The sequence below is a fragment of the Aquimarina sp. AD10 genome, from assembly GCF_003443715.1.
GTDB classification, from domain to species: domain Bacteria; phylum Bacteroidota; class Bacteroidia; order Flavobacteriales; family Flavobacteriaceae; genus Aquimarina; species Aquimarina aggregata.
In genome coordinates this window covers 3,966,317-3,991,926 of the sequence record NZ_CP031965.1, presented here as the reverse complement: position 1 = coordinate 3,991,926, position 25,610 = coordinate 3,966,317, and the positions used below count along the sequence as shown (strand labels likewise).

The following is a 25,610-nucleotide window of genomic DNA, read 5'->3' as shown; positions in this document are numbered from 1 at the left end:
TGTCGTTCATAATAAAACAAAAAATTATAAATCTTAAAAATAGGGCGATGAAAAAAATAATGTTTCTTTTACTTGTATGTGCAGTATCTGTAGTTCAAGCACAGGATGTAGTAACTAAAAATGTTGGTGACTTCAGTGAATTAAAAATATTTAATAAAATTCAAGTTACTTTAGTTCAAAGTGATGAAAATAAAGTTGAAATTACTGGAGTAAAACGCAGAAATATAAATGTTATACAAAACAATAATCTGTTAAAGATTAGTATGTCTTTAGATAATATTTGGGATAATAATAACACTCAGGTGGTTGTGTATTATAAAGAATTAAGAAAGATTGATGTTAATGAAGGATCCCGAGTAGAATCTAAAGATGTAATATCTTCTAATTCGTTAGATTTAAGAGCTCAAGAAGGTGCCAGTATTGGAGCAAATATTGAAGCAGAACATTTATTTGTAAAAGCAATATCAGGAGGAGAAATAGAAATAGATGGTGAGGTAAAAGAGCAGGAGGTAGTTGTTACATCTGGTGGACAATATTACGGAAGAAACCTAAAAACAAAAGATACACAAGTAAAAATTAGTGCAGGTGGTTCGGCAGAAGTATATGCCAAAAACTATATCAAAGCAAATACTAATGCTGGTGGAACGATCAGAATTTATGGTAATCCAAAAGAAATGGATACTCAAAAACTTTTAGGAGGAAAAATTATTGAAGTTAACTAAGTAGTTTTTTAACTTTGTAAGAAAGATTCATAAATCACATGCTCCAAGATGCACAAGCAGCAATACCTTTAGGGTTTTTATTAGCATTTCTAATAGGACCTGTGTTTTTTGTATTGTTAGAAACTGCAGCTATAAAAGGTTTTAGAGCAGCACTTGCAGTTGATTTAGGAGTAATCTTTGCGGATATTGTATTTATTCTTATTGCATATTTTAGTACAAATCAAATTTTAGAAAAAATAAAAGATGATCCCGCATTATTCATTTTTGGCGGAATGCTTCTAGGTACCTATGGGATAATATCATTTATTCAAGAACGTAAAAATTATAATAAACTTAGAGATACATCGGTAGAAGTTATTAATAAGCATAATTATTTAATGCTTTTTGTAAAAGGGTTTCTACTTAATTTTATTAATATCGGTGTACTAGGTTTTTGGTTAAGTATAATCATAGTAATTGGACCACAACTAGATATGAATACGAATAGAATTCTGTATTTTTTTAGTATGGTTTTAGGAACCTATCTACTTATTGATATTTTTAAAATGTTATTAGCTAAACGTTTAAAAAAGAAATTAACACCAAAAAGAACGTATATTATAAAAAGAGTTATCAGTATAATGATGGTAGTTTTTGGCGTATTTCTTATTCTTAAAGGTGTATTACCTGACACAATGGAAAAGAAAATTCAAGATAGAATCGAAAAAATTAGACCAGAATCAAGTTTTAATACTAAATAAAAAAATCCTGTAAATACTTACAGGATTTTTTTGAGGTGTCGAGCGGATTCGAACCGCTGTAGATGGTGTTGCAGACCACTGCCTAGCCACTCGGCCACGACACCAGTTTTGGTTGGATTCAGGCAAATGTAAAAAAATTTATTAGTTCTAAACAAATGATTTCACATTAAAACAACATTCATTTTTTTTTAACACTATAAAGTTAGCGTTTTTTGGTTCTGGTAATTGTTACCATTTCTACATTTCCACCAATAGGAGGATTGATTTTAGAGACATCTACGGTCGCTTTTTGAACCAAAGGTAACTCTACTATGATTCTATTTAAAATACGCTCTGCTGCATGTTCTAGTAGCTTAGAACGTATCGCCATCTCTTCTTTTACAATATGATTTAGATGAACGTAATCTATAGTATCCGCCAAACGATCGGTTTGTGCAGAATTAGATAGATCACCTTTAATTTTTAAATCTACTCGATAATCAGAACCTATTTTTTTTTCTTCAACAAGACAACCATGATAGGCATAAACTTTAATATTTTTCAGTTTGATATATCCCACTGCTTTTTTTTAAACAAAGGTAATGAGAATGTTGGTTTAATTAACAAGGGAAAACGACCCCTTTTTAAATGAAATTATAGAATACATAATAATTTATATTAAACATTTTTATAGAATAGCTAAGCAGGATTAGAATTTGTAGTTTTGTGTTTTATTTTTAAGTAATGACAGAAGAGAAAAAATCGCTCAATTTTATAGAGCATATCATAGAAGAAGATCTAAAAGAAGGAATGAATAGTGATAGCTTACGCTTTCGTTTTCCACCAGAACCTAATGGATATTTACACATAGGGCATACCAAAGCTATAGGAATAAGTTTTGGTCTTGGTCTTAGATACAACGCACCTGTAAATTTGCGCTTTGACGACACTAACCCTGCAAAAGAAGAACAAGAATATGTTGATGCTATCAAAGAAGATATCGCATGGTTAGGATATCAATGGGATAAAGAGTGTTATTCTTCTGATTACTTTCAACAGTTGTATGATTGGACGGTATTGTTAATCAAAGAAGGTAAAGCATATGTTGATTCACAATCTGCAGAGGCTATTGCAGAGCAAAAAGGAACAACTACAGAACCTGGAACTGACAGTCCTTTTAGAGATCGCTCGGTAGAAGAAAACCTGTCCTTATTTCAAAAGATGAAAGATGGGGAGTTTGATGAGGGAGCTCACGTGGTTAGAGCCAAAATAGATATGGCAGATCCAAATATGTTAATGCGTGATCCTTTGATGTATAGAATTTTAAAGAAAACTCATCATAGAACTGGAGATGATTGGTGTATTTATCCAATGTATGATTGGACACATGGTGAAAGTGATTATATAGAAAATATTTCACATTCACTATGTTCATTAGAGTTTAAGCCGCATAGAAAACTTTATGATTGGTTTTTAGATCAAATCTACAGTAGCAATATTAGACCAAAACAAAGAGAATTTGCTCGTCTTAACTTAAGCTATACCATAATGAGTAAGCGCAAGTTACTTAGATTGGTTCAAGAAGGAGTAGTATCTGGGTGGGATGATCCAAGAATGCCTACTATATCAGGACTAAGAAGGAGAGGATATACACCTAATTCAATACGTAAATTTGTAGATACCGTTGGTGTAGCAAAACGTGAAAACGTAATAGATGTTTCGTTGTTAGAGTTTTGTGTACGTGAGGATCTTAATAAAACTGCATCACGTGTAATGGCAGTACTTGATCCCGTTAAATTGGTAATTACAAACTATCCAAAAGATCAAGATGAATGGTTAACAGCAGAAAATAATCCTGAAGATGAAACTGCAGGATCAAGACAAGTTCCTTTTTCTGGTGAATTATATATCGAAAGAGAGGATTTTAAAGAAGAGGCAGGTAGAAAGTTCTTTAGACTAACATTAGGTAAAGAGGTACGTCTTAAAAACGCTTACATTATCAAAGGAGAAGGAGTTGTAAAAGATGAAAACGGTAAGATTACAGAAATTCATTGTACTTATGACCCTAAAAGTAAATCGGGAAGTGGTACAGAAGAATCTAAACGCAATGTAAAAGGAACATTGCATTGGGTTACTGTAAAACATGCTATTCCTGCAGAAATTAGAATTTATGATCGTTTATTTAATCACGAAGCACCTGATAGTGATAAGGATAAGGATTTTGTAGAATTTATTAATTCAGATTCTCTTAAAATAATAACTGGTTATGTAGAACCTAGTTTAAAGACAGGTAAACTTTTAGAACAATTTCAATTTCAGAGATTAGGATATTTTAATATGGATAGTGATAGTACTGCAGAAAATTTGGTATTTAATAAAACTGTAGGTTTACGAGACACATGGGCTAAAGTTAAACCAGTTCAAGAACAACATAAATCTCAAAAACCACAACAAAATAATAAACAAGCCGTAATACCTGCTATAGAAGAAGTAAAAAGAGCAGGTAAGAAGTACACTAATTTACCTGATGAGAAAAGAATTATACTTAAAAATAAAATTCAGGAGGCTGCGAACAATGTAACTATCGAAGAGCTGGAACCGTTATATGGAACTGCTGTTAAAAAAGTAGGTACTAGAATTGCTACAATGATAGCTCTTGGTATTGTTTTAAAAAATAACAAGTTAAAACCCAATCAAGAGGCAAAGGATTTTATTAATAAGGCATTAGAAGATAAAAATGAATTGCTACAATTAGAAGCTAAAGAATTAGCATCTACGTACAGTTTATAACCAAAAAATAACCCCAAAACTTTGAGTTTTGGGGTTATTTTTTTTTGATTGTTTATGATTTAATAATCATCTGCGATATGTTCATCTAGAGGAATTTCTATATCGGTTTTAAATTTTGGAAATAGCTTTTTGGTATCGGGATCGTCTAGAAGTTTATTAGATTCAACAAAATACCATTGTGCTTTCTTTTTATTATAAAAACCAAATAATGAACTCTTTAATGTTACAGAACGCCCATTAAAATCCATATTAATCGTGTTTTTTACTAAAGATTTATATTGATTTCCTTCTTTTTTAACTTCTGTTACTTCATCAATTTTAAAGTCTTTTATTTTGATTTTTTGGGCGTCCATAGTTCTAAAAATATCATTCATAGTTTCCATAAGTTTCTGTTCGCCATATGCTTTAAAAACGGTAGGATGAGTATATTTTAATATGGTACTAAGATTTCTATCCACAGAAGCTTGAATTGTTGCTTGAGCGTCACGTTTAGCTGTTTTTTTTAATTCACCTATACTTTGAGAAAATATATTTCCAGAGATGAATAAAAAAATGATTAAGTAATTTTTCATGAGACTTTTGTTATAAGTATAATTAATTTTAAATTAAACAAATTTATTGTAAACTCTAATAAATCAATATCTTAACGTATAACAGATATTATCAAAGGATCTTTTAAAATTGATAACTATTTATAGTATGCGGAGCAAAAATAGTACCAAAAAGTAGAACTTCTAGCAATAGTTTCTTTTAATTCTAAAATATTGTAAATTAAAATATTATTGTATGGTCTTTTGTTACTGCAATTACCGAGGTATTAGATGGTACATTAGATCTAATATCTGCAGTAATTGTATAAGACCCTTTTGGTAAAGAAGTTTTTAAATTTAATTGGGTTTTTGCTTTACCGTAACCTTCTAAAACCTTTAAATCTTGAGAATAAACTTCCTTATTTTTATTATTAATAATATGAACTTTTAAGGTTCTATTTTGATTGGCTTTGTATAAATAGGAAAGGGTAATTCCGTTCTTTTTACTATCTAAAATTGGGTCTTTAAAAAAAGATATAGTTTCATCAAAAACTTCAACTATAGAAGTATCAATAGTACTAGATTCAGGTTCATTTACAGCAAATAATCTATATGATCTTACCCAATCGTAATATGATGTATTAATTTTATTATTAGATAATTGATCATCAGTAGGATAGGGGGTTGCAAAATCATAAGTTTCTGTAACCATATTAATACCCATTGGTTCTGAGAAAGGGGTGTCTACCACATTTGTACTAGCGATTACAGTACCGGCGTACTTTTTATCTACATAAAAATCAAAGGTTTTACTATCTCTCCAATAGCAACCATAAGTATGAAAATCTTCCCAGGATTCACCACCACCTACGAGAGTTGCATCGGCTTTGATACCATTTCCTTCTATAGCATTATTTCCGGCAGAGTAGAATTTTTCTGGAGATCCGTTACAGTCAATATAACGGTAATGTGTATTAAAATTTATTTTTGTTCTAAAACCGGACGCCCATGGTTGATTAAATTCACCACCTACACTCTCTATAATGTCCAATTCTTGACTCCAGCTATCTTTTTGGCAATCATTACTTAGTTTGGTTGGACCTTTTATTTTTTTCTTGCCGTTAGACATCCAAAATGTTGTAGACATAGATAGTTTGGATGCTTTAAATTTAACTTCGTAGTATCCAAAATGGGCAGTTTGTTTTAGAGATTGAACGGCACCCCCAGCTATAGTATATTTTCCATCTGGAGTACCCAATTTTTTATTTTTTATTTGCATCGTACCGTTTTGTACTGATATAGTAGAAGGATCAAACTTTGCGGGTGGCCTGCCTTTCCAACCATTAAATGTATCTCGCCATTTCTTAGTATCTAAAGCTTTATCGTTGAATTCATCAGAGTATTGATCAAATAGTACCCAACGATGCCCAATAGGTGGTTCAGGGGGCTGTGAGTGCCCTAAAAATTGAAATAACAGTAGTACAAAAAGTAAAGTAATTTTAACCAAAATACAATGTTTTTAGAATTAGAATAGTTTGGATTAAAATTATTAATAAGACATATAGTGGGCAATCTATGTGGAAGGTAAGTCTATAAAGAATAATTTTATTTGTAGAACAAATGAGTTATTGATATTGGATCTATTATAAAATTTATGACGCTACAGATTTTAGCGTATTATTTTGTAAAATGAAATACATTCATATTTGATAAATTAATATTATAATAAGTGATGTTAAAATCTATATTAACTATAATAGATTTTATTTATTAAGTTTTAGTATTAATAATTTTTTATGATTAAAATTGAATTAAAATAAAGCTGTTTGTTGTGTTTAAAAAACATCGATTTATGATTGGATTAATGATGATGTTAAAATGGCTTAAAAGGTCTTAAATTAATTTTGAATAAAAATTAACAAAATAAAACCCGATCAATTTTAGGATCGGGTTTCGGTACGTGAATGATATAATTTTTTAAGCGTCAGAATCTGGTTTTTTTCTAGTGATTCCTTTTTTTGCATTTTGTTTTTTCATTTCTTCACCAATTTGGTTAGAGGCTGTAAAAGATGCAATCATATTGTTTAACATATCACTACCAGCTTGAGGAGAATTAGGAAGTAATATTAAATTACTATTAGTTTCTTCACCTATCGATTGAAGGGTATCATAATGTTGAGTAACTACAATTAGGGCAGAGGCTTCTTGCGAATTTATACCAACATTATTTAACACATCAACACTCTCTTCTAAACCTCTAGCAATTTCTCTACGTTGATCAGCAATACCTTGTCCTTGTAATCTTTTACTTTCAGCTTCGGCACGGGCTTTTGCTACAATTTTAATTCGTTCAGCCTCAGCTTCATACTCGGCTGCTACTTTTTCTCTTTCTGCAGCATTAATACGATTCATAGCTTCTTTAACTTGCAGATCTGGATCAATATCGGTAACTAAAGTTTTAATGATGTCGTATCCATAATTAACCATGGCCTCATTAAGTTCTTGTTTCACTGCAATTGCAATGTCATCTTTACGCTCAAAAACATCATCCAACTTCATTTTAGGAACTTCAGCACGTACAACATCAAATACATAAGATGTAATTTGATCATGCGGATTTTCTAGTTTATAAAAGGCATCGTAAACCTTTTCTTTAATAACTTGAAATTGTACTGAAATCTTAAGACGTACAAATACATCATCTTTTGTTTTTGTTTCAACTAATACATCTAACTGTTGAATTTTAAGATTAATACGTCCTGCAATACGATCAAAAACTGGGATTTTAAAGTGTAATCCTGAGTTTCTAATACTTAAAAATTTACCAAAACGTTCTACAATTGCAGAAGTTTGTTGTTTTACAGTAAATATTCCTTTTAATATGATTATAATTCCGAAGAATAAAAATAGATAAATTATATATTGCCCCATCTTTTATATTTTAAAGTTAATAATGATTGAATTTAGTAATAAATTATAGATCAATTGTTGTTATTTAGAAATTGTTATCATTGCTGTATACATACTTCCGATAAAAGAGATATCTACAATCTCCCAGCCGTCTTTTGATACCCTATTTAATTCATCTTCAACTTTTGCTCTTAGTTTTTTAAGAGACCAAGAATGAGATATTTCTATTACTTTAAATTGTTTTCCCATAGTTGTATTAGTTCAATGTGTTCTTACTGTATTAGTGTACGATGGGATAAAAATGTTACAGGCGATAAACTAAGAAAACCATTAATAGTCTGAACTATTAATGGTTTTCTTTAGGAGTTGTACTATGTATTTTAAAGTTTTTCTATAGCGTTTTCTATACGTTGAATGGTTTCATTTTTTCCAATCATAGAAGCAATAAGAAATAGATCAGGACCCTGTAAAGAACCTACAAGGGCTACTCTAAGGGGCATCATAATTTTACCAAATCCAATTTCTTTACCGGTAATCCATCCTTTGGTAATCGTAGAAACATTTTCTTCAGAAAAATCGGTGATATCATCAAGAATTCTAACTAGTTCGTGCATTAGGCTAGGGGTATCTTCTTTCCAAGCTTTTTTAGTGGCTTTTGCTTCATATTCAGAAGGTGCAATAAAAAAGAAGTTACTTAGATTCCAAAAATCCTCGACGAATACTGCTCTTTCTTTTATGGTATCTACAATTTTATGGATGTCTAAAGTAGTTGAAACATTTTTTTGTTGTAGTAATTGGGCGTATTGATCTGATAATATCGAGGTCTTAGTCTGCTGTAAATGTTGTTGTTGAAACCATTTCGTTTTTTCGGGATCAAATTTAGCGCCTGCTTTATTAACACGTTTAAGATCGAATTCTTGAATTAATTCTTCTAAAGAAAATAATTCTTGTTCAGTTCCGGGGTTCCAGCCCAAGAATGCTAACATGTTAACAACTGCTTGAGGTAGGTAACCATCTTCTTTATAACCTGATGATATATCTTTAGTTTTAGGATCTGTCCAAGCTAATGGAAATACGGGAAAACCTAATTTATCACCATCACGTTTGCTTAGTTTTCCTTTACCAACAGGTTTTAAAATTAATGGTAAATGCGAAAAACTTGGAGGATTCCAACCTAAAGAACGATATAGCAATACATGTAAAGCTAGAGATGGTAACCATTCTTCTCCACGAATAACGTGAGTTATTTGCATTAAATGATCGTCTACAATGTTGGCAAGGTGATATGTTGGCATACCATCACTTTTAAATAGAATCTTGTCATCTAAGATGTTGGTATCAATTTTTATGTCACCACGAATTTCATCAAAAAGATGAAGCGTTTCGTCTTGTGGAGATTTAAATCGAATCACATACGACACACCAGAATTTAAATTCTGTTGAACTTCATCGTCTGTTAATGATAATGAATTAGTTAACTTTTCTCTATTATGCCAATTATAAATAAAGGTTTTACCTTTACTTTCATGATCTTTACGGTGATGATCTAATGCTTCTGCTGTGTCAAATGCATAATAAGCATGACCATTTTTGATAAGCTGATCGGCATATTGCTTATATAAATGTTTGCGTTCACTTTGTCGGTAAGGTCCAAATCCGCCATCTTTTCCTGGTCCTTCATCAAACGGAATTCCGCACCAATCCAAAGCTTGTTTTATATAGTCTTCTGCACCTTCTACATATCTGTTTTGATCAGTATCTTCTATACGAAGTATAAATGTTCCTTTTTGTTTTTTAGCAAAAAGATAATTAAACAATGCGGTTCTTACGCCACCAATATGTAACGGACCTGTGGGACTAGGTGCAAATCGAACCCTAATATTATTTGCCATGATCGTGTGGTTTTTGATCTAAAATTAAAGGCAAAGATACAATCTTAAATGTCCTGTTGAAATGATTTTGCTTGTGAAATTTTAGTGTTGAGATTTTGAAATATTTCTCATTTCACGTGGAACATGTTTATTCATGACCATAAACCATAGGGGAGGAATAAGGGATAATACCATTGATGTGGGATATCCAAAAGGCAGCTGTGGACTTTTATCATGATGATCTAATAACTGATATTTTTTTGCCGCACGATGATGATGATCACTATGTCTTGTTAGTTCGTATAATAATATTCTACCTAATGTATGATTAGAGTTCCAGGAGTGAATTTCACGTACTCGTTCATATCTACCGGTTGTTGTTTTACTTCTGGCTAGACCATAATGTTCAATATAATTTATTGTTTCTAATAGTAAAAAGCCTACTATACCACTAGACAAAGCAATGATAAAACCAAAGGATCCAAAAGAGAAATAAATAAGTAATAAATAGGATACGGTTATGATTAGATACCAGAACATATCATTTTTTATAGAAAATAAAGAAAGCTTGTTTTGTTGTAAAAGCTTAAACTGGATTTTCCAAGCGCTAATGTATTGTCCAATGGTAGAGGTAATCCAAAACCAATATACAGGATGATTAAATTTGGCAGTAGCCGGATCTTCTTTGGTGGCAACTTTTAAATGATGGCCGTAATTATGTTCAATAAAAAAATGCATATATAAAGAAGGTAGGAGTAAAGCCTTACCTAAAAAACGTTCATAAGTGGATCTATGTCCTAATTCATGACCTACATTAATACCATTAGTACCTAATACGATTCCTGTAGAAATAACAATTCCTATAAGTTCATAAGTAAAAAATGTTTGATTGGTACAGGTGTAAATGGTAAAAAATATTAGACTGTATACAATGGGTAAATTAAGGTATAATAACCAATTAAATAGTTTTTTTTGCCCTTTAGATAATCGTTGTTGCTCGTTTAAGTTTTGTTTAGAATCCTGAGTAAATAATTCGATTATTGGTATAAGACCAAATGCATAAATAGGTGTTAAATAGGTGAAATAGCCTTGTAAGAAAAGACCTAGGATAGCCGTTATAGGTATGGTATAGGCACATATATATTTAAGGTCCTTCATAACTCTTTAGATAATAAGGGGTTGAATTATCATAAATATAACAAATCTATTGAAAATAAAGTTGTAGTTTTAAAAGTTAATGCTAAATGAAGATAGCTGTATATGAATAATTTTGAGGTCATAAAGAGTAAGCTAGAACAGTTTACTAGAAAATATTATATAAACGAATTAATAAAAGGACTTATCCTTTTCTTCGCAATAGGAGTGTTATATTTTTTGATAACACTGTTAATCGAAAATCTTTTATGGTTAAACCCTATAGGTAGAACCATATTGTTTTGGTTATTTATTACTGTAGAATTAGGTTTGTTTATAAAGTTTATAGCTATACCATTGGCTAAATTATTTAGATTGGCTAAAGGAATAGATTATAAGGATGCATCTGGAATTATTGGAAATCATTTCCCAGAGGTAAGTGATAGATTGTTAAATCTACTGCAGCTAAGAGAAAACAATTCATCTTCATCATTACTGTTAGCAAGTATAGAACAAAAATCAGAAGAACTAACTCCGATTCCTTTTAAACTAGCTATAAATTTTGGAAAAAACGTAGGATATTTAAAATATGCTGCAATACCTGTGGTAATATTGTTGTTATTATCTGTTTTTAATAAAACTAGTTGGATTTCAGATAGTTATGAAAGAGTGGTAAATTATAAGGTTGCGTATACGCCACCGGCACCTTTTCAGTTTTTTGTGGTAAATGAAAACCTAAATGCTTTTGAAAATAAGGACTTTTTACTAAAAGTCAAGATTGCTGGGGATATAATTCCTGAAACAGTAACTATTAACTATAATGAAGAAATTTATTTTCTAAAGAATACGGCAGTCGGTGAGTTTGAGTATACGTTTGTAAAACCCAAAAATTCAGTTGATTTTACATTAAGTGCTAATGATGTAAGTTCGATTCCGTATCAGTTAGAAGTAGTACCTGTACCGGCTTTATTGAATTTTGAAATGAGGTTGGATTACCCAGCATATACAAAAAAAAGTGATGAAGTTTTAAAAAGTACAGGGAATGCTGTGATACCAGAAGGAACAAAAGTAAGTTGGCTTGTATATACACGAAACACTGATAAAGTAGAATTAAAAACTAAGGACACCATTATTCCAATGGAAAAAAATGAAACTGCTTTTTCTAAAGAAAAGAACATTTATAAAAACATGGATTACGAGATCACTACCTCTAATGTAAATGTAAATAATTATGATAGGCTGTCTTTTAATTTGAATGTTATCAAAGATCAATATCCAGAGCTAAATTTAAAGTCAGAAAAGGATACATTAGATAATAGTACCATGTATTTTTTTGGACGTGTAAGTGATGATTATGGGTTAAGTAAATTAAGATTGGTTTATTATGATCAAGAAAAACCAGATCAAAAGAGATTTAAGAATATTACAATTAGTCAATCAAATTTTGACGAGTTTATATATACATTCCCTGGTGATTTAGAAATCAATGAAGGAATAGAACAGGAGTTTTATTTTGAGATTTTTGACAATGACGCAATTCATAATTTCAAAAGTACCAAGAGTCAGGTTTTTAATTTCACCAAACTTACCAAAGAAGAAATATCAAATAAATTGTTAGAAAAACAAAATGAAGCGATATCCGGATTGGATAAATCTTTGGATAAGTTTAAGAAACAACAGGAAGAACTTAATAGCTTAAGTAAGTTACAAAAAGAAAAAAAGAGATTAGATTTTAATGATAAAAAGAAACTTGAGGATTTTTTAAAAAGACAAAAGCAACAAGAAAAAATGATGAAAAACTTCTCTAAACAGCTAAAAGATAATTTAGAGAAATTAGATAAAAAAGAAGAGGAGGAACCTTTTAAGGATGCACTAAAAGAGCGTTTAGAACGTAATGAAGAAAGACTAAAGAAAAATGAAAAATTATTAAAAGAAATTGAGAAGCTTTCTGATAAAATACAAAAGGAAGAGTTAACGAAAAAGTTAGAAGAATTAGGTAAAGAAAATAAAAATTTAAACAAAAATCTCGAACAACTTTTAGAGCTAACAAAGAGATATTATGTTATCGAGAAACATGAAAAACTAAGTTTGGCTTTAGAAGAAATGTCTAAAAAGCAAGAAGAACTTTCTGAAAAGAAAGATGAAGAGAATACCAAAGAAAGGCAAGAAAAGCTTAATAAAGAGTTTGACGACTTCCAGAAGGAAATGGAGGATCTTAGAAAACAAAATGAAGGGCTTAAAAAGCCTATGAGCTTAGATGAAAAAAAGGAAGATGAGAATGAGGTAAAGGAAGAGCAGAAGAAGGCAAGTGAAAATTTGGAGAAAGAGAATAAATCTGATGCTAAGAAAAACCAAAAAAGTGCAGCTCAGAAGATGAAGCAGATGAGTAATAATATGAGGATGCAAATGAATATGTCGGGTAGTGAGCAACAACAAGAGGACATGGAAATGCTTAGACAAATTCTAGACAACTTAGTTGATTTTTCTTTTGAACAAGAGAACCTGATGGCTGGATTTAAAAAAGTAACAAAAGACAATCCTACGTATTCTGAAAAATTAAAAAGGCAAAGTGTATTGCGAGAGAACTTTGTTCACATAGATGATAGTTTATATGCGTTGGCGTTAAGAACACCGCAAATAACAGAGGACGTAACGCAAAAGCTTACAGATATAGAGTTTAATATAGATAAGTCTTTAGAGAAATTAGCAGAGAACCAAATAGTGCAGGGGTCAGCAAATCAACAATACACTATTACTGGATCTAATGATTTGGCGTATTTATTAAGTAGAACTTTGGATCAAATGCAGAACAGTATGTCTGCATCTGGAAAGGGTAAGAAAGGGAAGAATAGCAAGGGTGAGTTTCAGTTGCCGGATATCATTAAGAAACAAGAAGAACTTAATGATAAAATGAAAGAAGGCACGAAGAAAGGTAAGGAGAAAGGAAATAAGGAAGGCGGAAAAGAGAAGGGTGGAAAGCAGAATGGAAAAGAAGGAGAGAAAGGTGAAAGTGGCGAGAATGGAGGACATAAAGATGGTCAAAAAGAAGGAGGTAAAAGTGGAAAGAAGAACGGGAAGAATGGAAAAAATGGTAAAGGTAAAGATGGGAAACAAAATGGCGAGGAAGGGGATAATGAAGAATTTAATGAAGACTTAAACGGAGAACTATATAATATTTTTAAACAGCAACAACAGTTGAGAAATGCGCTTCAAGATAAACTTGAAAAGCAAGGTTTTGGAAACAAGAAAGGAAGTGATTTACTAAGAAGAATGGAGCAGGTAGAACAAGAGCTTTTGGACAAAGGTTTTAATGAAAAAACGTTAAGCAAAATGTTAGACTTAAAACATGAGTTATTAAAATTAGAGGAAGCTACTTTTGAGCAAGGCGAAGAAAAAAAGAGAGAAAGTAAAACCAATAAGGTTAATTTTAAAAACACAAATACAGAACGTTTGAACAGAGCGAAACAATATTTTAATACAACCGAGATATTAAACAGACAAGTATTACCTTTGCGGCAAAATTATAAACAAAAAGTACAAGAGTATTTTAATAAAAACAATGATTAATTTTTTTTACGAAGGAGATATTGATAGGTTAAATGAAGACAGAATATCTTCATGGATTAGTGAGGTAATCTCATCCGAGAGTAAAGAGGAAGGAGAAATAAGTTTCATTTTTTGTGACGATGAGTATTTGTTGAAGTTAAACAAAGAATTTCTTAATCATGATACGTATACGGATATTATTAGCTTTGATAACAGTTTGGGAAACGAATTGAATGGAGATATTTTTATATCCACTGAAAGAGTTTTTGAGAACGCAAAAAAGTTTAAAGTAAGTGAAACTAATGAGATGAGTAGAGTGATAGTTCATGGAATTTTGCACCTATGTGGTTATAAGGATAAATCAGATGACGAGGCTGCTTTAATGAGAAATAAGGAAGACGAAAAACTGCTATTGTTCCACGTGGAACAATAGCAGTTTTTTGGTTTTAATTTTTGTTCCACGTGGAACAAAAAAATGTTTTATAATATGATGTTCCACGTGGAACAAAAAGAAATAATATGTTTGATAAGGAGTATGATGTTATAGTTGTTGGTGCGGGACACGCGGGTAGTGAAGCTGCCGCGGCAGCGGCAAATTTAGGATGTAGTACATTGTTAATTACTATGAACCTGCAAAACATCGCGCAAATGAGTTGTAATCCCGCAATGGGAGGAATTGCAAAAGGACAAATAGTAAGAGAAATTGATGCATTAGGAGGATATAGCGGAATAGTTAGTGATCGCACGGCAATACAATTTAAAATGTTGAACAAATCAAAAGGTCCAGCAATGTGGAGCCCGAGAGTTCAAAGTGATAGAATGCGTTTTGCAGAAGAGTGGAGGTTGCTTCTTGAAGGAACACCTAATGTAGATTTTTATCAGGAGATGGTAAGTGGTCTTATTGTAGAAAATGATGAAATTCGTGGGGTTAAAACTTCTTTAGGAATTGAGGTTAGAGCCAAAGCTGTAGTGCTTACAAATGGGACTTTTTTAAACGGTTTGATTCATATAGGTGAGAAACAATTTGGAGGAGGTAGAGCAGGTGAAAGAGCAGCAACTGGAATTACAGAACAATTAATTGATTTTGGTTTTGATTCTGGAAGAATGAAAACCGGAACACCTCCAAGAGTAGATGGACGATCTTTGGATTATTCGAAGATGATTGAACAACCAGGTGACGATCATCCTGAGAAATTTAGTTATACCGATTTAACAAAACCATTAAAAGAACAAAGATCCTGCTACATGACATATACCTCTAATGAGGTTCATGATTTACTTCGAGAAGGTTTTGATAGATCACCAATGTTTAATGGTAGAATAAAAAGTATAGGTCCTAGATATTGTCCGTCTATCGAGGATAAGATTAATAGATTTGCAGATAAAGACAGACATCAGTTATTTGTGGAACCAGAAGGTTGGAACACTGTAGAAGTATATGTAAATGGTTTCTCAACATCTTTGCCAGAAGATGTACAATTTAAAGCATTAAGATCTGTGGTTGGTTTTGAAAATGTCAAATTTTTTAGACCTGGATACGCAATCGAGTATGATTATTTTCCGCCTACGCAGTTAACGCATACTTTAGAAACAAAATTAGTTTCTGGTTTATTTTTTGCTGGTCAGATTAACGGAACAACAGGGTATGAAGAAGCGGCATCTCAAGGTCTAATGGCAGGAATGAATGCTGCCTTAAAAGTAAAAGAACAAGAGTCTTTTATTCTTAAAAGAAGTGAAGCGTATATAGGGGTCTTAATAGACGATCTAATTACTAAGGGTACAGAAGAGCCTTATAGGATGTTTACATCAAGAGCAGAGTATAGAACGTTGCTTAGACAGGATAATGCAGACTTTAGACTTACACCCAAAGCACATAAGATAGGGTTGGCATCAGATGATAGAATGAAACGAATGGAAGATAAAGAGAAAAAGTCTTCAGCTTTTGTTCAGTTTTTTAAAGACACTAGTGTTTCACCAGAAGAAGCAAATCCAGTTTTAGAAGCAAACAATTCTTCTTTAATAAATCAAAGTGGCAAAATGTTTAAATTGTTTTCTAGGCCGCAAATTGCATTAGAGGATATTAAACATTTTAAAAAAGTGTCTGAGTATATCCAGGAACATAATTTGGATAAAGAAGTTTTAGAGCAAGCTGAAATTCAAGTAAAATATTCTGGGTACATAGAGAAGGAAAAAAATAACGCTGATAAATTAAATAGATTAGAAGATATTAAAATCCCGAAAGATTTTGATTATACTAAACTTAAATCACTTTCTTTTGAAGCATGTGAAAAGATGTCAAAAATTAAGCCAGCAACAATTTCTCAAGCGTCTAGAATTAGTGGAGTATCTCCAAGTGATATTTCTGTTCTTTTAGTTTATATGGGCAGATAATGGAAAGTGTAATTTGTAAACAGGAAAAAGCACTAAAAGGAAAAATCTTAACAACTATCGTTTTGGTTTTTTCTTTTCTTTTTTTATTTAATGAAACCGAACCTTTTTTACCAAGAATTATTTTGTTCTTTGTGACGCTCATAATTTTTGGTTTTTCTATTTCTTTTAAAATCTCAAAAGATTTTAGAAATAAAAAAGTATACAGTTGTTTTGGAATTCCTTTTTTTGCCGTAGACTTGAATTTGGAATTCCCTGATTATATTTCTGTTTTTTCAGCTTCTTTCAAATTAAATAATGAATGGAGTACAGTGAGTGCTTTAGGAACAAGTGAAAAGCATGATAGAATTGTCATTCGGTTTTTTAGAAACAATAAACATCATACTGTTTATAAAACAAAACGATATGATGATGCGGTCAAAATTGCAAATAAATTGGGTAAGGTGCTAAATGTAGAAATTCATGATGCTATCAAAGAATAGTTCCACGTGGAACAAAGGCTGTGTGAAATATGTTTTTTTTCTTTCCTTTTTCTTTTTTTCCTGTAAGTCGATCAACAAAATAGAAAATTATAGAATAGTTTCTTTTAAATACGGAACTGGAGACTATTTTTTGTTTAAATCAAAAATTACCACTCCTGAAGCTAAATATTGGTTGAGAAAAAATTTCGAATTGAAAGAGGATGAAAAACTAAATTTCTTTAAAACTAAATTGTTTGAAAATTTAGATTTGAATTTTACAGTTAGTATTAATTTTGACACAGACTTGGATACATACAAAAATGTTGCTCCAGGTTTGTGTGATAACTTATCACAGCATACTAAGAACTCGACATATACTTTTGTGAAAATAATCGTTAAAGATAATAACGGAAAAAACTGTCTATCTACACATTCTTTATTTTATAGTAAAACAAAAGCGAAGTTACTTGATATAAAAAACAACATTAAAAAAGAAGATTATCTTAAGCCAATGATTTCAGAATAATGAATACAAAACAAAATTTAGAACTTTTTATCGAGTGTAAAGATCATAGTGTGTCTGGAGAAAAATTTCAATTGTTTCATGATAAACAATATGATATGCTAATAACTTCTCCTAAACCAAAAAATGAAGAAATTGGGAAATATTATGAAAGCGAAGATTATATTTCTCATACAGATGCAAAGAGATCTCTTTTTGAGAAAATATATCATTTGGTTAAAACATACTCTCTTAGTAAAAAAGTAAGACTTGTCTCCAGAACTAATAAAAGTAAATCAGGTATATTGTTGGATATTGGAGCGGGTACAGGAGAATTTTTGTTGGTAGCCAAAAATGCTGGATGGCATGTTTTTGGCACAGAACCTAATCAACAAGCAAAAAATTTAGCCAAACAAAAAGGAATTGATTTAGACGGGACTACATTGGATTATGAATCACAGAAGTTCGATGTTATTACAATGTGGCACGTTTTAGAACATGTTTCTGATTTGGATGATCAAATTTTAGAAATTAAAAGACTTTTAAAACCCGAAGGGTATCTTATTATCGCTGTACCAAATTTCAAATCGTATGACGCTGATTATTATAAGAAATTTTGGGCGGCTTATGATGTACCAAGACATTTATGGCATTTCTCTAAAACTTCAATCAAAACACTTTTTTCAAAAGAGAACATTATGTTACAGAAAACACTTCCAATGAGGTTTGATTCTTTTTATGTGTCTTTGTTATCCGAAAAATATAAAAACGGAAAAATGAATTTTTTAAAAGCTTTTTGGGTCGGAATTGTTTCAAACATAAAAGCAATGCGCACAAAAGAGTTTTCTTCGCATATTTATGTGTTAAAAAAGTGATCAAATCGTTTTTAATTAAGTTTTCTTTGCTTTTTAGAGCTTATTTGGGGTTAACGTATGCGAGATTTTTAAATAGTGCTTAAAAAGCTTTAAATTAACTTCTTTTTAATAGATTTTGTTTATAATAAAACATAAATTAATTGTTTTTTATTATAAATTGTTTTTTTGATGAATATAGTGAATAACATCAGTTGAACTTTGATATTTTTGCCCAGAACTAAATTTTTGAAAAATGAAAAGATTTTTATGGATTGCGGGGGCATGTTTGATATTTGCTTCTTGTCAACAACAAATAGAGAAAACAGGTTTCGTAAATAACACAAAAGTTGTTTCTGATTTCACCGAAATGAAAGTTGCTCAGGAAAAATGGACAAAACGTAATACCGAAGTAAGAGCAGAGCTTGAGGAAAAGGCAAAACAATTTCAGATCGAGGTACAAGGGTATCAAAATATCATGAAATCTATGTCTAAGACGAATAGAGAGAAGAAAGAACAAGAATTAATGGCTAAACAACAAGGTCTTCAGAGAGAGCAACAATCTAGAATGCAGGAGATTCAACAAGGAAGCCAAAAAGAAATAGATTCTATAATTTCAAAAGTAAAAGATTTTATTAAAGAATACGGTAAGAAAAATGGATATACATATATCTATGGTGATACCGAGGTTAGTAATATTTTATACGGTAAAGAAGAATTAGATATTACAGAAGATGTTATTAAAGAATTAAATGGTGGAGAAACTGCCAAAACAGAAACAAAAGAATAATATTTTATATCGAATGTATATACCTCATTAGACATTTCTAATGAGGTTTTTTTTTGAATTTATTCAAAAACGGGTATCATTTTTATGTAATGAATAGTCGGGATTTTTATGAGTAAATGGGTTTTAGTAGATAAGCTAGTAAGTGTATATTTATAGAGTATAAATACGGGATAATGTAGTTGAAAAAGAATAGTTATTGAGTAATTTTTATAGCTATAATTTAGGTTATCCAGTGTAACTGAGCTAAATACATTTTTGTTATTTTTTTGCTGTAAATCTAGTTAATAAAACAGGCCTAAAAACATCCTTTTAAAGATGGAAAAAATGGTTTTTCTTCGCTGATTTTTTTACTTTTTTTTTACACTTAATCGAAAAAAAATGCCTTTTTAAGTGTTTTTTAACCTGTATAATAATCTATATTTGCGGAAAAATTAGATAGATTTTCTTTGAAATAGAACATTTTTTTAGATAGATTATGGGGAAATTTCTGCTTTTATTTACAGTACTTTTACTATCTTTTTTACAATACAACTAGTTGATTAACAAAAATTTATGTATATTAACTTGTTATTATGATTTAAAAATGTTTCAGTTTGAATGAGATAACAAACTAGAAGTCAGAAAATTATTACAAAAAAACATCAAAAATTAGTTTGATATAACTATTTAATTTATAATTTTATAACTTGGTAAAAAATATATTAACAATATTATTAACAAGCGCCCCAAATCGCGAAGTTGATATAGTATATCCACCAGAATTATAAGTGTGATATCATGAATAAAAAACTTAACCTAATACTACTCGTTAGTCTGCTATCGTTCATTAACTACGGTGAACTTTTAGCACAACGTACTATTTTAGCACCTAACTTTATCGATAATATAGGTGATGAGCTTGAGCAGGTATGTGCTTCGGCCGCAAATAGTTCTACACCTGCAAATAATAATTTTACAGCGGTAGCCGTTTTAAGGCCTGGAGATGCTTTACCAAGTGACAATGAATTTATTTTAGAACTTTCTGATGCCGATGGTAATTTTGATAATGCGCAAGAGTTGGGGAGGAATGGTACACAAAACGCTGCTTCTTTGGCAGATGTAATTTTGCGATTTGAAAACATTGCGATACCACCAAATGCAAACAGCGATACACACAGGATTAGAGTAGTTACATCATCAACCGGAGATTCTGGTGATGTTTCCGAACCCTTACCGATTCATTTTTACAGAAATGACTTAAGTCTTAGATTTAACAACACGACAGGAGGAACTATTGTAGTTTGTAATGTGGTTAATTTTGTTGAAACACTTTCTTTTAGTGTAAGAGATGAAGCGGGCAACGAAATTAATGCTGGTGATTTTACATATAAATGGTTTAAAGGAAGACCAGCAATTGATGAGGTCCTAATTCCAGGTGAGACAGGACCTACTTTAGACATAACACAAGGAGATCTTGACGCAACTGGTACCGCCAGTTTTTTTGCAGTTATAGATTTTGGTTTGTGTAATGGAACTTTTACAAATGAAGAAACAAATGTTGTTAGAGTACAACAAGTAGATACTGCTGATATTAATATTATCGGTTCACCAAGTGTAAATTTTTGCCCACAGGATCCAGATAAAACTTTAAGAACTAATATCGTTGATGTTCTTAATCCACAATTAATCGTTAGAGCAACTTTTCAATGGCAAAAAGATGATGTTGATATAGATGGTGCTACAGGTCCTACATATACTTTACCTGATAATAATTTTGATGGTAATTATAATGTAAATATAGAAATAGGAGCATCTTGCCCGTTACCAGTTAACCCAATTAGAGTCATCAATGATGGATCTACTATAACAACACCACTATTAGAGAATTTGATCATACTTCCTACAGAAACACTTGACTTAGAAGTTACTACAGATGCACCAGTTTCTCCAGCCACAAGTTTATTTCAATGGTTTAGAGATACCAGTCCACTTACAGGTATTCTATCGCTTACAGATCCAACTATAAGTATTTCGGTTGGTAATCCTGGAACATATAGTATAGACATCATGGCAGATGATAGTTGTTCTAGTATGTTAAATTCTACAACTAATGTATTTGCACCAGTAGGTATCGGAATAACTATCGGTGCGACAGATGATTTTGATTGTGCAGATAGTTCTGTAATTTTAGAAATTAAGGACATGTTTGGTTTTACTGTGAGTGGTAGTGGCGCACCACCGCAAGTATCTTTGACTGAGGATCAATATGACCTTTTTGATTTTATGTGGCTTAAAGATGGAGTACCTACAGGAGTAACAGAAAGAACATTAGAAATAAGTACAGCAGACGAAAACGCTGAGTATGCTTTACGAGCAACATTTAATAGAGAAGTAAGACCAGAATTAGATGCCGAATCAAGTCCCCCTCTAACTATAGCACCAATACCATCAGGTATCGAAATTACAGCTTCACCCACCTCCTTACCGGCAGGTGGATCTGTTACTTTATCCGTACCACAAAATCCGGCATATACATATGAATGGTTTAGAATAATTGATGGAGTAGATGAACCTTTAGTAGGACTTAATGGTAATACAATAACAGTTACTGCAGAAGGAGAATATAAGGTTATGATTTCGTCAGGAATATGTATGGATGATGATAGTATTGTTATAGGTAATCCACCAGGAGTATCAGAATTAATACCAAATCTAATCACCCCAGGAGGAAATAGTGCAAATAACAATTGGATATTACCCGCAACGTATAACGAATCAGATGTAGAAGTAAGTATTTATAGTACAAGAGGAGAATTAGATTTCCAGAAGTCAGGAGGATATAATGAGGAATGGCCAGCAAATTCGGCTACGGGAGCTAGTGAATCACTATACTTTTATATAATAACTAAAAGCAATTCCGTAGTCAGGAAAGGTACAATTACAGTAATGAGATAATTTATGATTAAAAGAATACTTTTTATTGCCATATGTTTAGTTTCCTGTAATGTAATTATGGGTCAAGAGGATGAGACCCCTATTAGCGGAGTTTTACCTTCGGATATTCCTCTACACAATTCAATTAAGTATAATCGTTTCGTGTTTAATCCTACCTTTTCTTTAGTAAGAGAAAATAAAAATTCAATCAATATTTATAACAGGAACCCTAGAGCTAGTTTCAGCGATAATTCACAAACTTATTTTATGAATTATTCGGCAAGATTCGAAGAAAAAACAGGGGTTGGAGTAGGTTTATTTCAGCAAAATGTTGGCATATTCAGATTTTTTGGCGCAGCTTTAAACTATGCGTATAATATTGAACTGAATAGAGATATGAATTTTACTTTTGGGATGAATTTAAACTATTCTCAAAGTGGACTTAAGAGTAATTTAGATCAAGCACAAGCAGATGATGATATTGTAAATAATTTTCAGAATAGTTCAGTTTTCCTTCTTCACCCTGGAGTAAATTTTAATTGGGAAAATTTTGATGTAGGTGTGTCTGCAGGAAACCTTGTAGCGTATAATGTTTCTTCTAGTGAATTGATCACCGATAATATGATATTATCGGGTCATGTAATGTATACGACAAATCTAGATTGGAGAGCAGATAACGAAATCCGTGGGATGGTATATGCCTCTAAGCCAGGAGAAGAAGCACTTAGATACGGAGGTAACGTGATTTTTGAATTACCACAATATGGATGGGGACAAGTGGGTTATAATAGTTTTTATGGGGCCGCAATAGGTATAGGAGCAAATATTACCAAAAACGTATCAATAGGATATACGGTAGAACCCGGTATAGGAGGAGAAGCGGTTATAGCAGAATTTGGTGCTACGCACGAATTTGGTTTGGCCTATAATTTTGAATCAGACAGAAGATCTTCAAGAAAATCAGGAAGAAAGACATCATCTCAGAAAGCATATGAAGAAAGAGATTCTGAAATCAGAAGATTAAAAAGAGAAATATTAGAACAGAATAGAATTATAAGAGAACTTCAAGAACAACGTGGTGATGCTGAAAGTCAGGAACAAAGAGCAATGAGCGAACTTGAACGATCTATTGCAGAAGCCAAAGAAAAAGAAGCAGAAGCAGCAAGACAGTTAGAGTTACAACGTGAAGAAGAAGTAAAACTACTTAATAAGCAAGCAGAAGAAGATAGATTAGCTGCTCAAAGAGAAATCGAAAGAGAAGAAGCAGAGCAAAAAGCAGAAGAGGAACGTTTAGCTGCGCAAAGAGAAGTGGAGCGAGAAGTATCTACTCAAGAAACTGAAGAGGCAAGGATTGCCGCAGAAGAAGCTGAAAGAGAAGCAGAGGCTGCTAAACAGCAGGCAGAGGAAGATAGATTAGCTGCTCAAAGAGAAATCGAAAGAGAAGACGCAGAGCAAAAAGCAGAAGAGGAACGTCTGGCTGCACAAAGAGAAGTAGAACGTGTTGAAGCAGAGCAGAAGGCAGAAGAGGAACGTTTAGCTGCACAAAGAGAGGTAGAACGTGTTGAAGCAGAGCAGAAGGCAGAAGAGGAACGTTTAGCCGCACAAAGAGAGATAGAACGTGTTGAAGCAGAGCAAAAAGCAGAAGAGGAACGTTTAGCCGCACAAAGAGAAATCGAACGTGTTGAAGCAGAACAAAAGGTTGAAGAGGAACGTTTGGCAGCACAAAGAGAAATTGAACGTGTTGAAAATGAACAAGAAGATAAACAAGCTGCAGAGGCAGAAGCCGCACGATTAGCCGAAGAGCAGAGATTAGCTGCAGAAGCGGAAGCTGCACGATTAGCCGAGGAGCAGAGATTAGCTGCGGAAGCAGAAGCTGCACGATTAGCCGAGGAGCAGAGATTGGCGGAAGAGGCAGAAGCTGCGCGATTGGCTGAGGAGCAGAGATTAGCTGCAGAAGCGGAAGCTGCACGATTAGCCGAGGAGCAGAGATTAGCTGCAGAAGCAGAGGCTGCACGATTGGCCGAGGAGCAGAGATTAGCTGCGGAAGCAGAAGCTGCACGATTAGCCGAGGAGCAGAGATTAGCTGCGGAAGCAGAAGCTGCACGATTGGCTGAGGAACAGAGATTGGCGGAAGAGGCAGAAGCCGCACGATTAGCCGAGGAGCAGAGATTAGCTGCGGAAGCAGAAGCTGCACGATTAGCCGAGGAGCAGAGATTAGCTGCAGAGGCAGAAGCTGCACGATTAGCCGAGGAGCAGAGATTAGCTGCAGAGGCAGAAGCTGCACGATTAGCCGAGGAGCAGAGATTAGCTGCAGAGGCAGAAGCTGCACGATTAGCCGAGGAGCAGAGATTAGCTGCAGAGGCAGAAGCTGCACGATTAGCCGAGGAGCAGAGATTAGCTGCAGAGGCAGAAGCTGCACGATTAGCCGAGGAGCAGAGATTAGCTGCAGAGGCAGAAGCTGCACGATTAGCCGAGGAGCAGAGATTAGCTGCAGAAGCAGAAGCTGCACGATTAGCAGAAGAGCAGAGATTAGCTGCAGAAGCTGCTGCAAATGTACCAGAGGAAAATGAAGAAGGCTTAGAAGAAATAAAGAAAGAATTAGATAACAATAGTCGAATTACGAATAAAATATTTGCTCGTAGAGATTCATTATTAACGACTAGTCTAAATGTGGATAAACGAGGATTTAATAAATTATTAGAATCTCTTGTAAATATGGATGACGATGCTAAAGAAGCAGAAGCAAATCCATCAAGTTCTAAGCGATTGTCTGCAAATAATAGATTTGTAAAATTTGCTGATGCTACAAGACCAGAAGCACAGTTTGCTACTAAATATATCCCAGGATATCCAGAAGGATATTATTTAATAGGTAACGTGTTTAAAGGTGGCGAGTATGCTAATAAATTCACAAGTACATTGAAGGATTTAGGATTTAATAATTCACAGATAATTCTAAACCCTGAAAACAACTTCCAGTACGTTGCTATTGAGAGTTATCAAGACAAAGATGAAGCAGCAAGGAAGTACTTGAGTAATATTGACAATAGATACTATGGAGATATGTGGATATTACATATCGCTAAGAGTAGAATGGCATCTTTTAAACGATTATTACAAGAAACCAAATTAATAACCGATACAGTTAAAGACGACACTGTATTAAGCGAAAGCCTTTCATTTATTGGAGGCCATAATATAGAGAACGGATACTACTTAATTACTAACATTTTTAAGAGAGAAAACTATTTTGAAAGAGGAATGGCTAAATTAAAATCGCAAGGCTTAGAACCTCAATTTTTCAGAAATCCAAAAGATAATTATATATATGTTTACCTAAAAAGATTTGATAATCTTGATGATGCGAAACAGAGCTTATTCTCTAACGTAAACAATTCGTATGATGGTGATTTATATATATTAAAGATACAGTAACCCCAAAAGATAGATGGAGATGAAACCTAAAGAGAACGTTGTACCCCC

At 32.5% G+C, this 25,610-nt stretch carries 19 protein-coding genes and 1 tRNA gene; 12 read left to right on the top strand and 8 right to left on the bottom strand.

Going from position 1 to position 25,610, the window contains the following annotated elements; genetic code table 11:
* Window positions 1-47: 47 nt before the first annotated feature.
* Both D1816_RS16465 and D1816_RS16460 read left to right on the top strand, forming a co-directional pair.
* A complete protein-coding gene (locus D1816_RS16465; RefSeq protein ID WP_066315122.1) occupies window positions 48-722 on the top strand; it encodes a head GIN domain-containing protein in 675 nt (224 codons plus the stop codon).
* Window positions 723-760: 38 nt separating this feature from the next.
* Window positions 761-1,462: a LysE family translocator gene (locus D1816_RS16460; protein ID WP_118504255.1), complete on the top strand. Its 702-nt coding sequence runs from the start codon at window positions 761-763 to the stop codon at window positions 1,460-1,462.
* 33 nt (window positions 1,463-1,495) lie between these two features.
* On the opposite strand, the gene D1816_RS16455 is transcribed toward D1816_RS16460, so the two are convergent.
* Window positions 1,496-1,566, bottom strand: a tRNA-Cys gene (locus D1816_RS16455).
* Window positions 1,567-1,664: 98 nt separating this feature from the next.
* The gene (folB, locus tag D1816_RS16450) at window positions 1,665-2,021 is read right to left on the bottom strand and encodes a dihydroneopterin aldolase (RefSeq protein WP_066315117.1); all 357 of its coding nucleotides are present in this window, start codon (window positions 2,019-2,021) and stop codon (window positions 1,665-1,667) included.
* A gap of 164 nt (window positions 2,022-2,185) precedes the next feature.
* On the opposite strand from folB, the gene D1816_RS16445 reads away from it, so the two are divergent.
* The gene (locus D1816_RS16445; RefSeq protein WP_118504253.1) at window positions 2,186-4,231 is read left to right on the top strand and encodes a glutamine--tRNA ligase/YqeY domain fusion protein; all 2,046 of its coding nucleotides are present in this window, start codon (window positions 2,186-2,188) and stop codon (window positions 4,229-4,231) included.
* A gap of 59 nt (window positions 4,232-4,290) precedes the next feature.
* Here D1816_RS16445 and D1816_RS16440 read toward each other — a convergent pair whose 3' ends face one another.
* The 6 genes from D1816_RS16440 to D1816_RS16420 all read right to left on the bottom strand — a co-directional run bounded on the left by D1816_RS16440 (window position 4,291) and on the right by D1816_RS16420 (window position 10,700).
* Window positions 4,291-4,803 carry a hypothetical protein gene (locus D1816_RS16440; RefSeq protein WP_066315115.1) on the bottom strand — a complete coding sequence of 171 codons (513 nt, stop codon included), beginning with the start codon at window positions 4,801-4,803 and terminating at the stop codon, window positions 4,291-4,293.
* A gap of 199 nt (window positions 4,804-5,002) precedes the next feature.
* Window positions 5,003-6,268 (bottom strand): family 16 glycosylhydrolase, encoded by a 1,266-nt coding sequence (locus D1816_RS16435; protein ID WP_118504251.1) that lies wholly within the window; start codon window positions 6,266-6,268, stop codon window positions 5,003-5,005.
* 470 nt (window positions 6,269-6,738) lie between these two features.
* Window positions 6,739-7,692, bottom strand: a complete 954-nt coding sequence (locus D1816_RS16430) for an SPFH domain-containing protein (protein WP_118504249.1) — start codon at window positions 7,690-7,692, stop codon at window positions 6,739-6,741.
* Window positions 7,693-7,752: 60 nt separating this feature from the next.
* Entirely contained in the window at window positions 7,753-7,920 is a 168-nt protein-coding gene (locus D1816_RS25775; protein ID WP_158597691.1) for a hypothetical protein, read from the bottom strand.
* 131 nt (window positions 7,921-8,051) lie between these two features.
* Complete coding sequence (gene gltX / locus D1816_RS16425; RefSeq protein ID WP_118504247.1) at window positions 8,052-9,563, bottom strand: glutamate--tRNA ligase; 1,512 nt, start codon at window positions 9,561-9,563, stop codon at window positions 8,052-8,054.
* An 81-nt stretch (window positions 9,564-9,644) separates the two neighbouring features.
* Entirely contained in the window at window positions 9,645-10,700 is a 1,056-nt protein-coding gene (locus D1816_RS16420; RefSeq protein WP_118504245.1) for an alkane 1-monooxygenase, read from the bottom strand.
* Between the two features lie 102 nt (window positions 10,701-10,802).
* On the opposite strand from D1816_RS16420, the gene D1816_RS16415 reads away from it, so the two are divergent.
* The 9 genes from D1816_RS16415 to D1816_RS16375 all read left to right on the top strand — a co-directional run bounded on the left by D1816_RS16415 (window position 10,803) and on the right by D1816_RS16375 (window position 25,562).
* On the top strand, window positions 10,803-14,243 hold the full coding sequence (locus D1816_RS16415; protein ID WP_118504243.1) for a DUF4175 family protein: 3,441 nt from the start codon (window positions 10,803-10,805) through the stop codon (window positions 14,241-14,243).
* Window positions 14,236-14,655, top strand: a complete 420-nt coding sequence (gene ybeY / locus D1816_RS16410) for an rRNA maturation RNase YbeY (protein WP_118504241.1) — start codon at window positions 14,236-14,238, stop codon at window positions 14,653-14,655. The genes D1816_RS16415 and ybeY overlap by 8 nt, the downstream gene beginning before the upstream one ends.
* Before the next feature lie 86 nt (window positions 14,656-14,741).
* On the top strand, window positions 14,742-16,613 hold the full coding sequence (gene mnmG, locus D1816_RS16405; RefSeq protein ID WP_066315099.1) for a tRNA uridine-5-carboxymethylaminomethyl(34) synthesis enzyme MnmG: 1,872 nt from the start codon (window positions 14,742-14,744) through the stop codon (window positions 16,611-16,613).
* The gene (locus D1816_RS16400) at window positions 16,613-17,092 is read left to right on the top strand and encodes a hypothetical protein (protein WP_118504239.1); all 480 of its coding nucleotides are present in this window, start codon (window positions 16,613-16,615) and stop codon (window positions 17,090-17,092) included. Before mnmG ends, D1816_RS16400 begins: the two co-directional genes overlap by 1 nt.
* Entirely contained in the window at window positions 17,073-17,597 is a 525-nt protein-coding gene (locus D1816_RS16395; protein WP_066315096.1) for a hypothetical protein, read from the top strand. The genes D1816_RS16400 and D1816_RS16395 overlap by 20 nt, the downstream gene beginning before the upstream one ends.
* Window positions 17,597-18,448, top strand: coding sequence for a bifunctional 2-polyprenyl-6-hydroxyphenol methylase/3-demethylubiquinol 3-O-methyltransferase UbiG (locus D1816_RS16390; protein WP_118504235.1), 852 nt, complete (start codon window positions 17,597-17,599; stop codon window positions 18,446-18,448). Before D1816_RS16395 ends, D1816_RS16390 begins: the two co-directional genes overlap by 1 nt.
* A 232-nt stretch (window positions 18,449-18,680) precedes the next feature.
* The gene (locus tag D1816_RS16385) at window positions 18,681-19,214 is read left to right on the top strand and encodes an OmpH family outer membrane protein (RefSeq protein ID WP_066315087.1); all 534 of its coding nucleotides are present in this window, start codon (window positions 18,681-18,683) and stop codon (window positions 19,212-19,214) included.
* Window positions 19,215-19,991: 777 nt separating this feature from the next.
* On the top strand, window positions 19,992-22,148 hold the full coding sequence (locus tag D1816_RS16380) for a gliding motility-associated C-terminal domain-containing protein (RefSeq protein WP_118504233.1): 2,157 nt from the start codon (window positions 19,992-19,994) through the stop codon (window positions 22,146-22,148).
* A gap of 3 nt (window positions 22,149-22,151) precedes the next feature.
* The gene (locus tag D1816_RS16375) at window positions 22,152-25,562 is read left to right on the top strand and encodes a PorP/SprF family type IX secretion system membrane protein (protein WP_118504230.1); all 3,411 of its coding nucleotides are present in this window, start codon (window positions 22,152-22,154) and stop codon (window positions 25,560-25,562) included.
* Window positions 25,563-25,610: the final 48 nt, after the last annotated feature.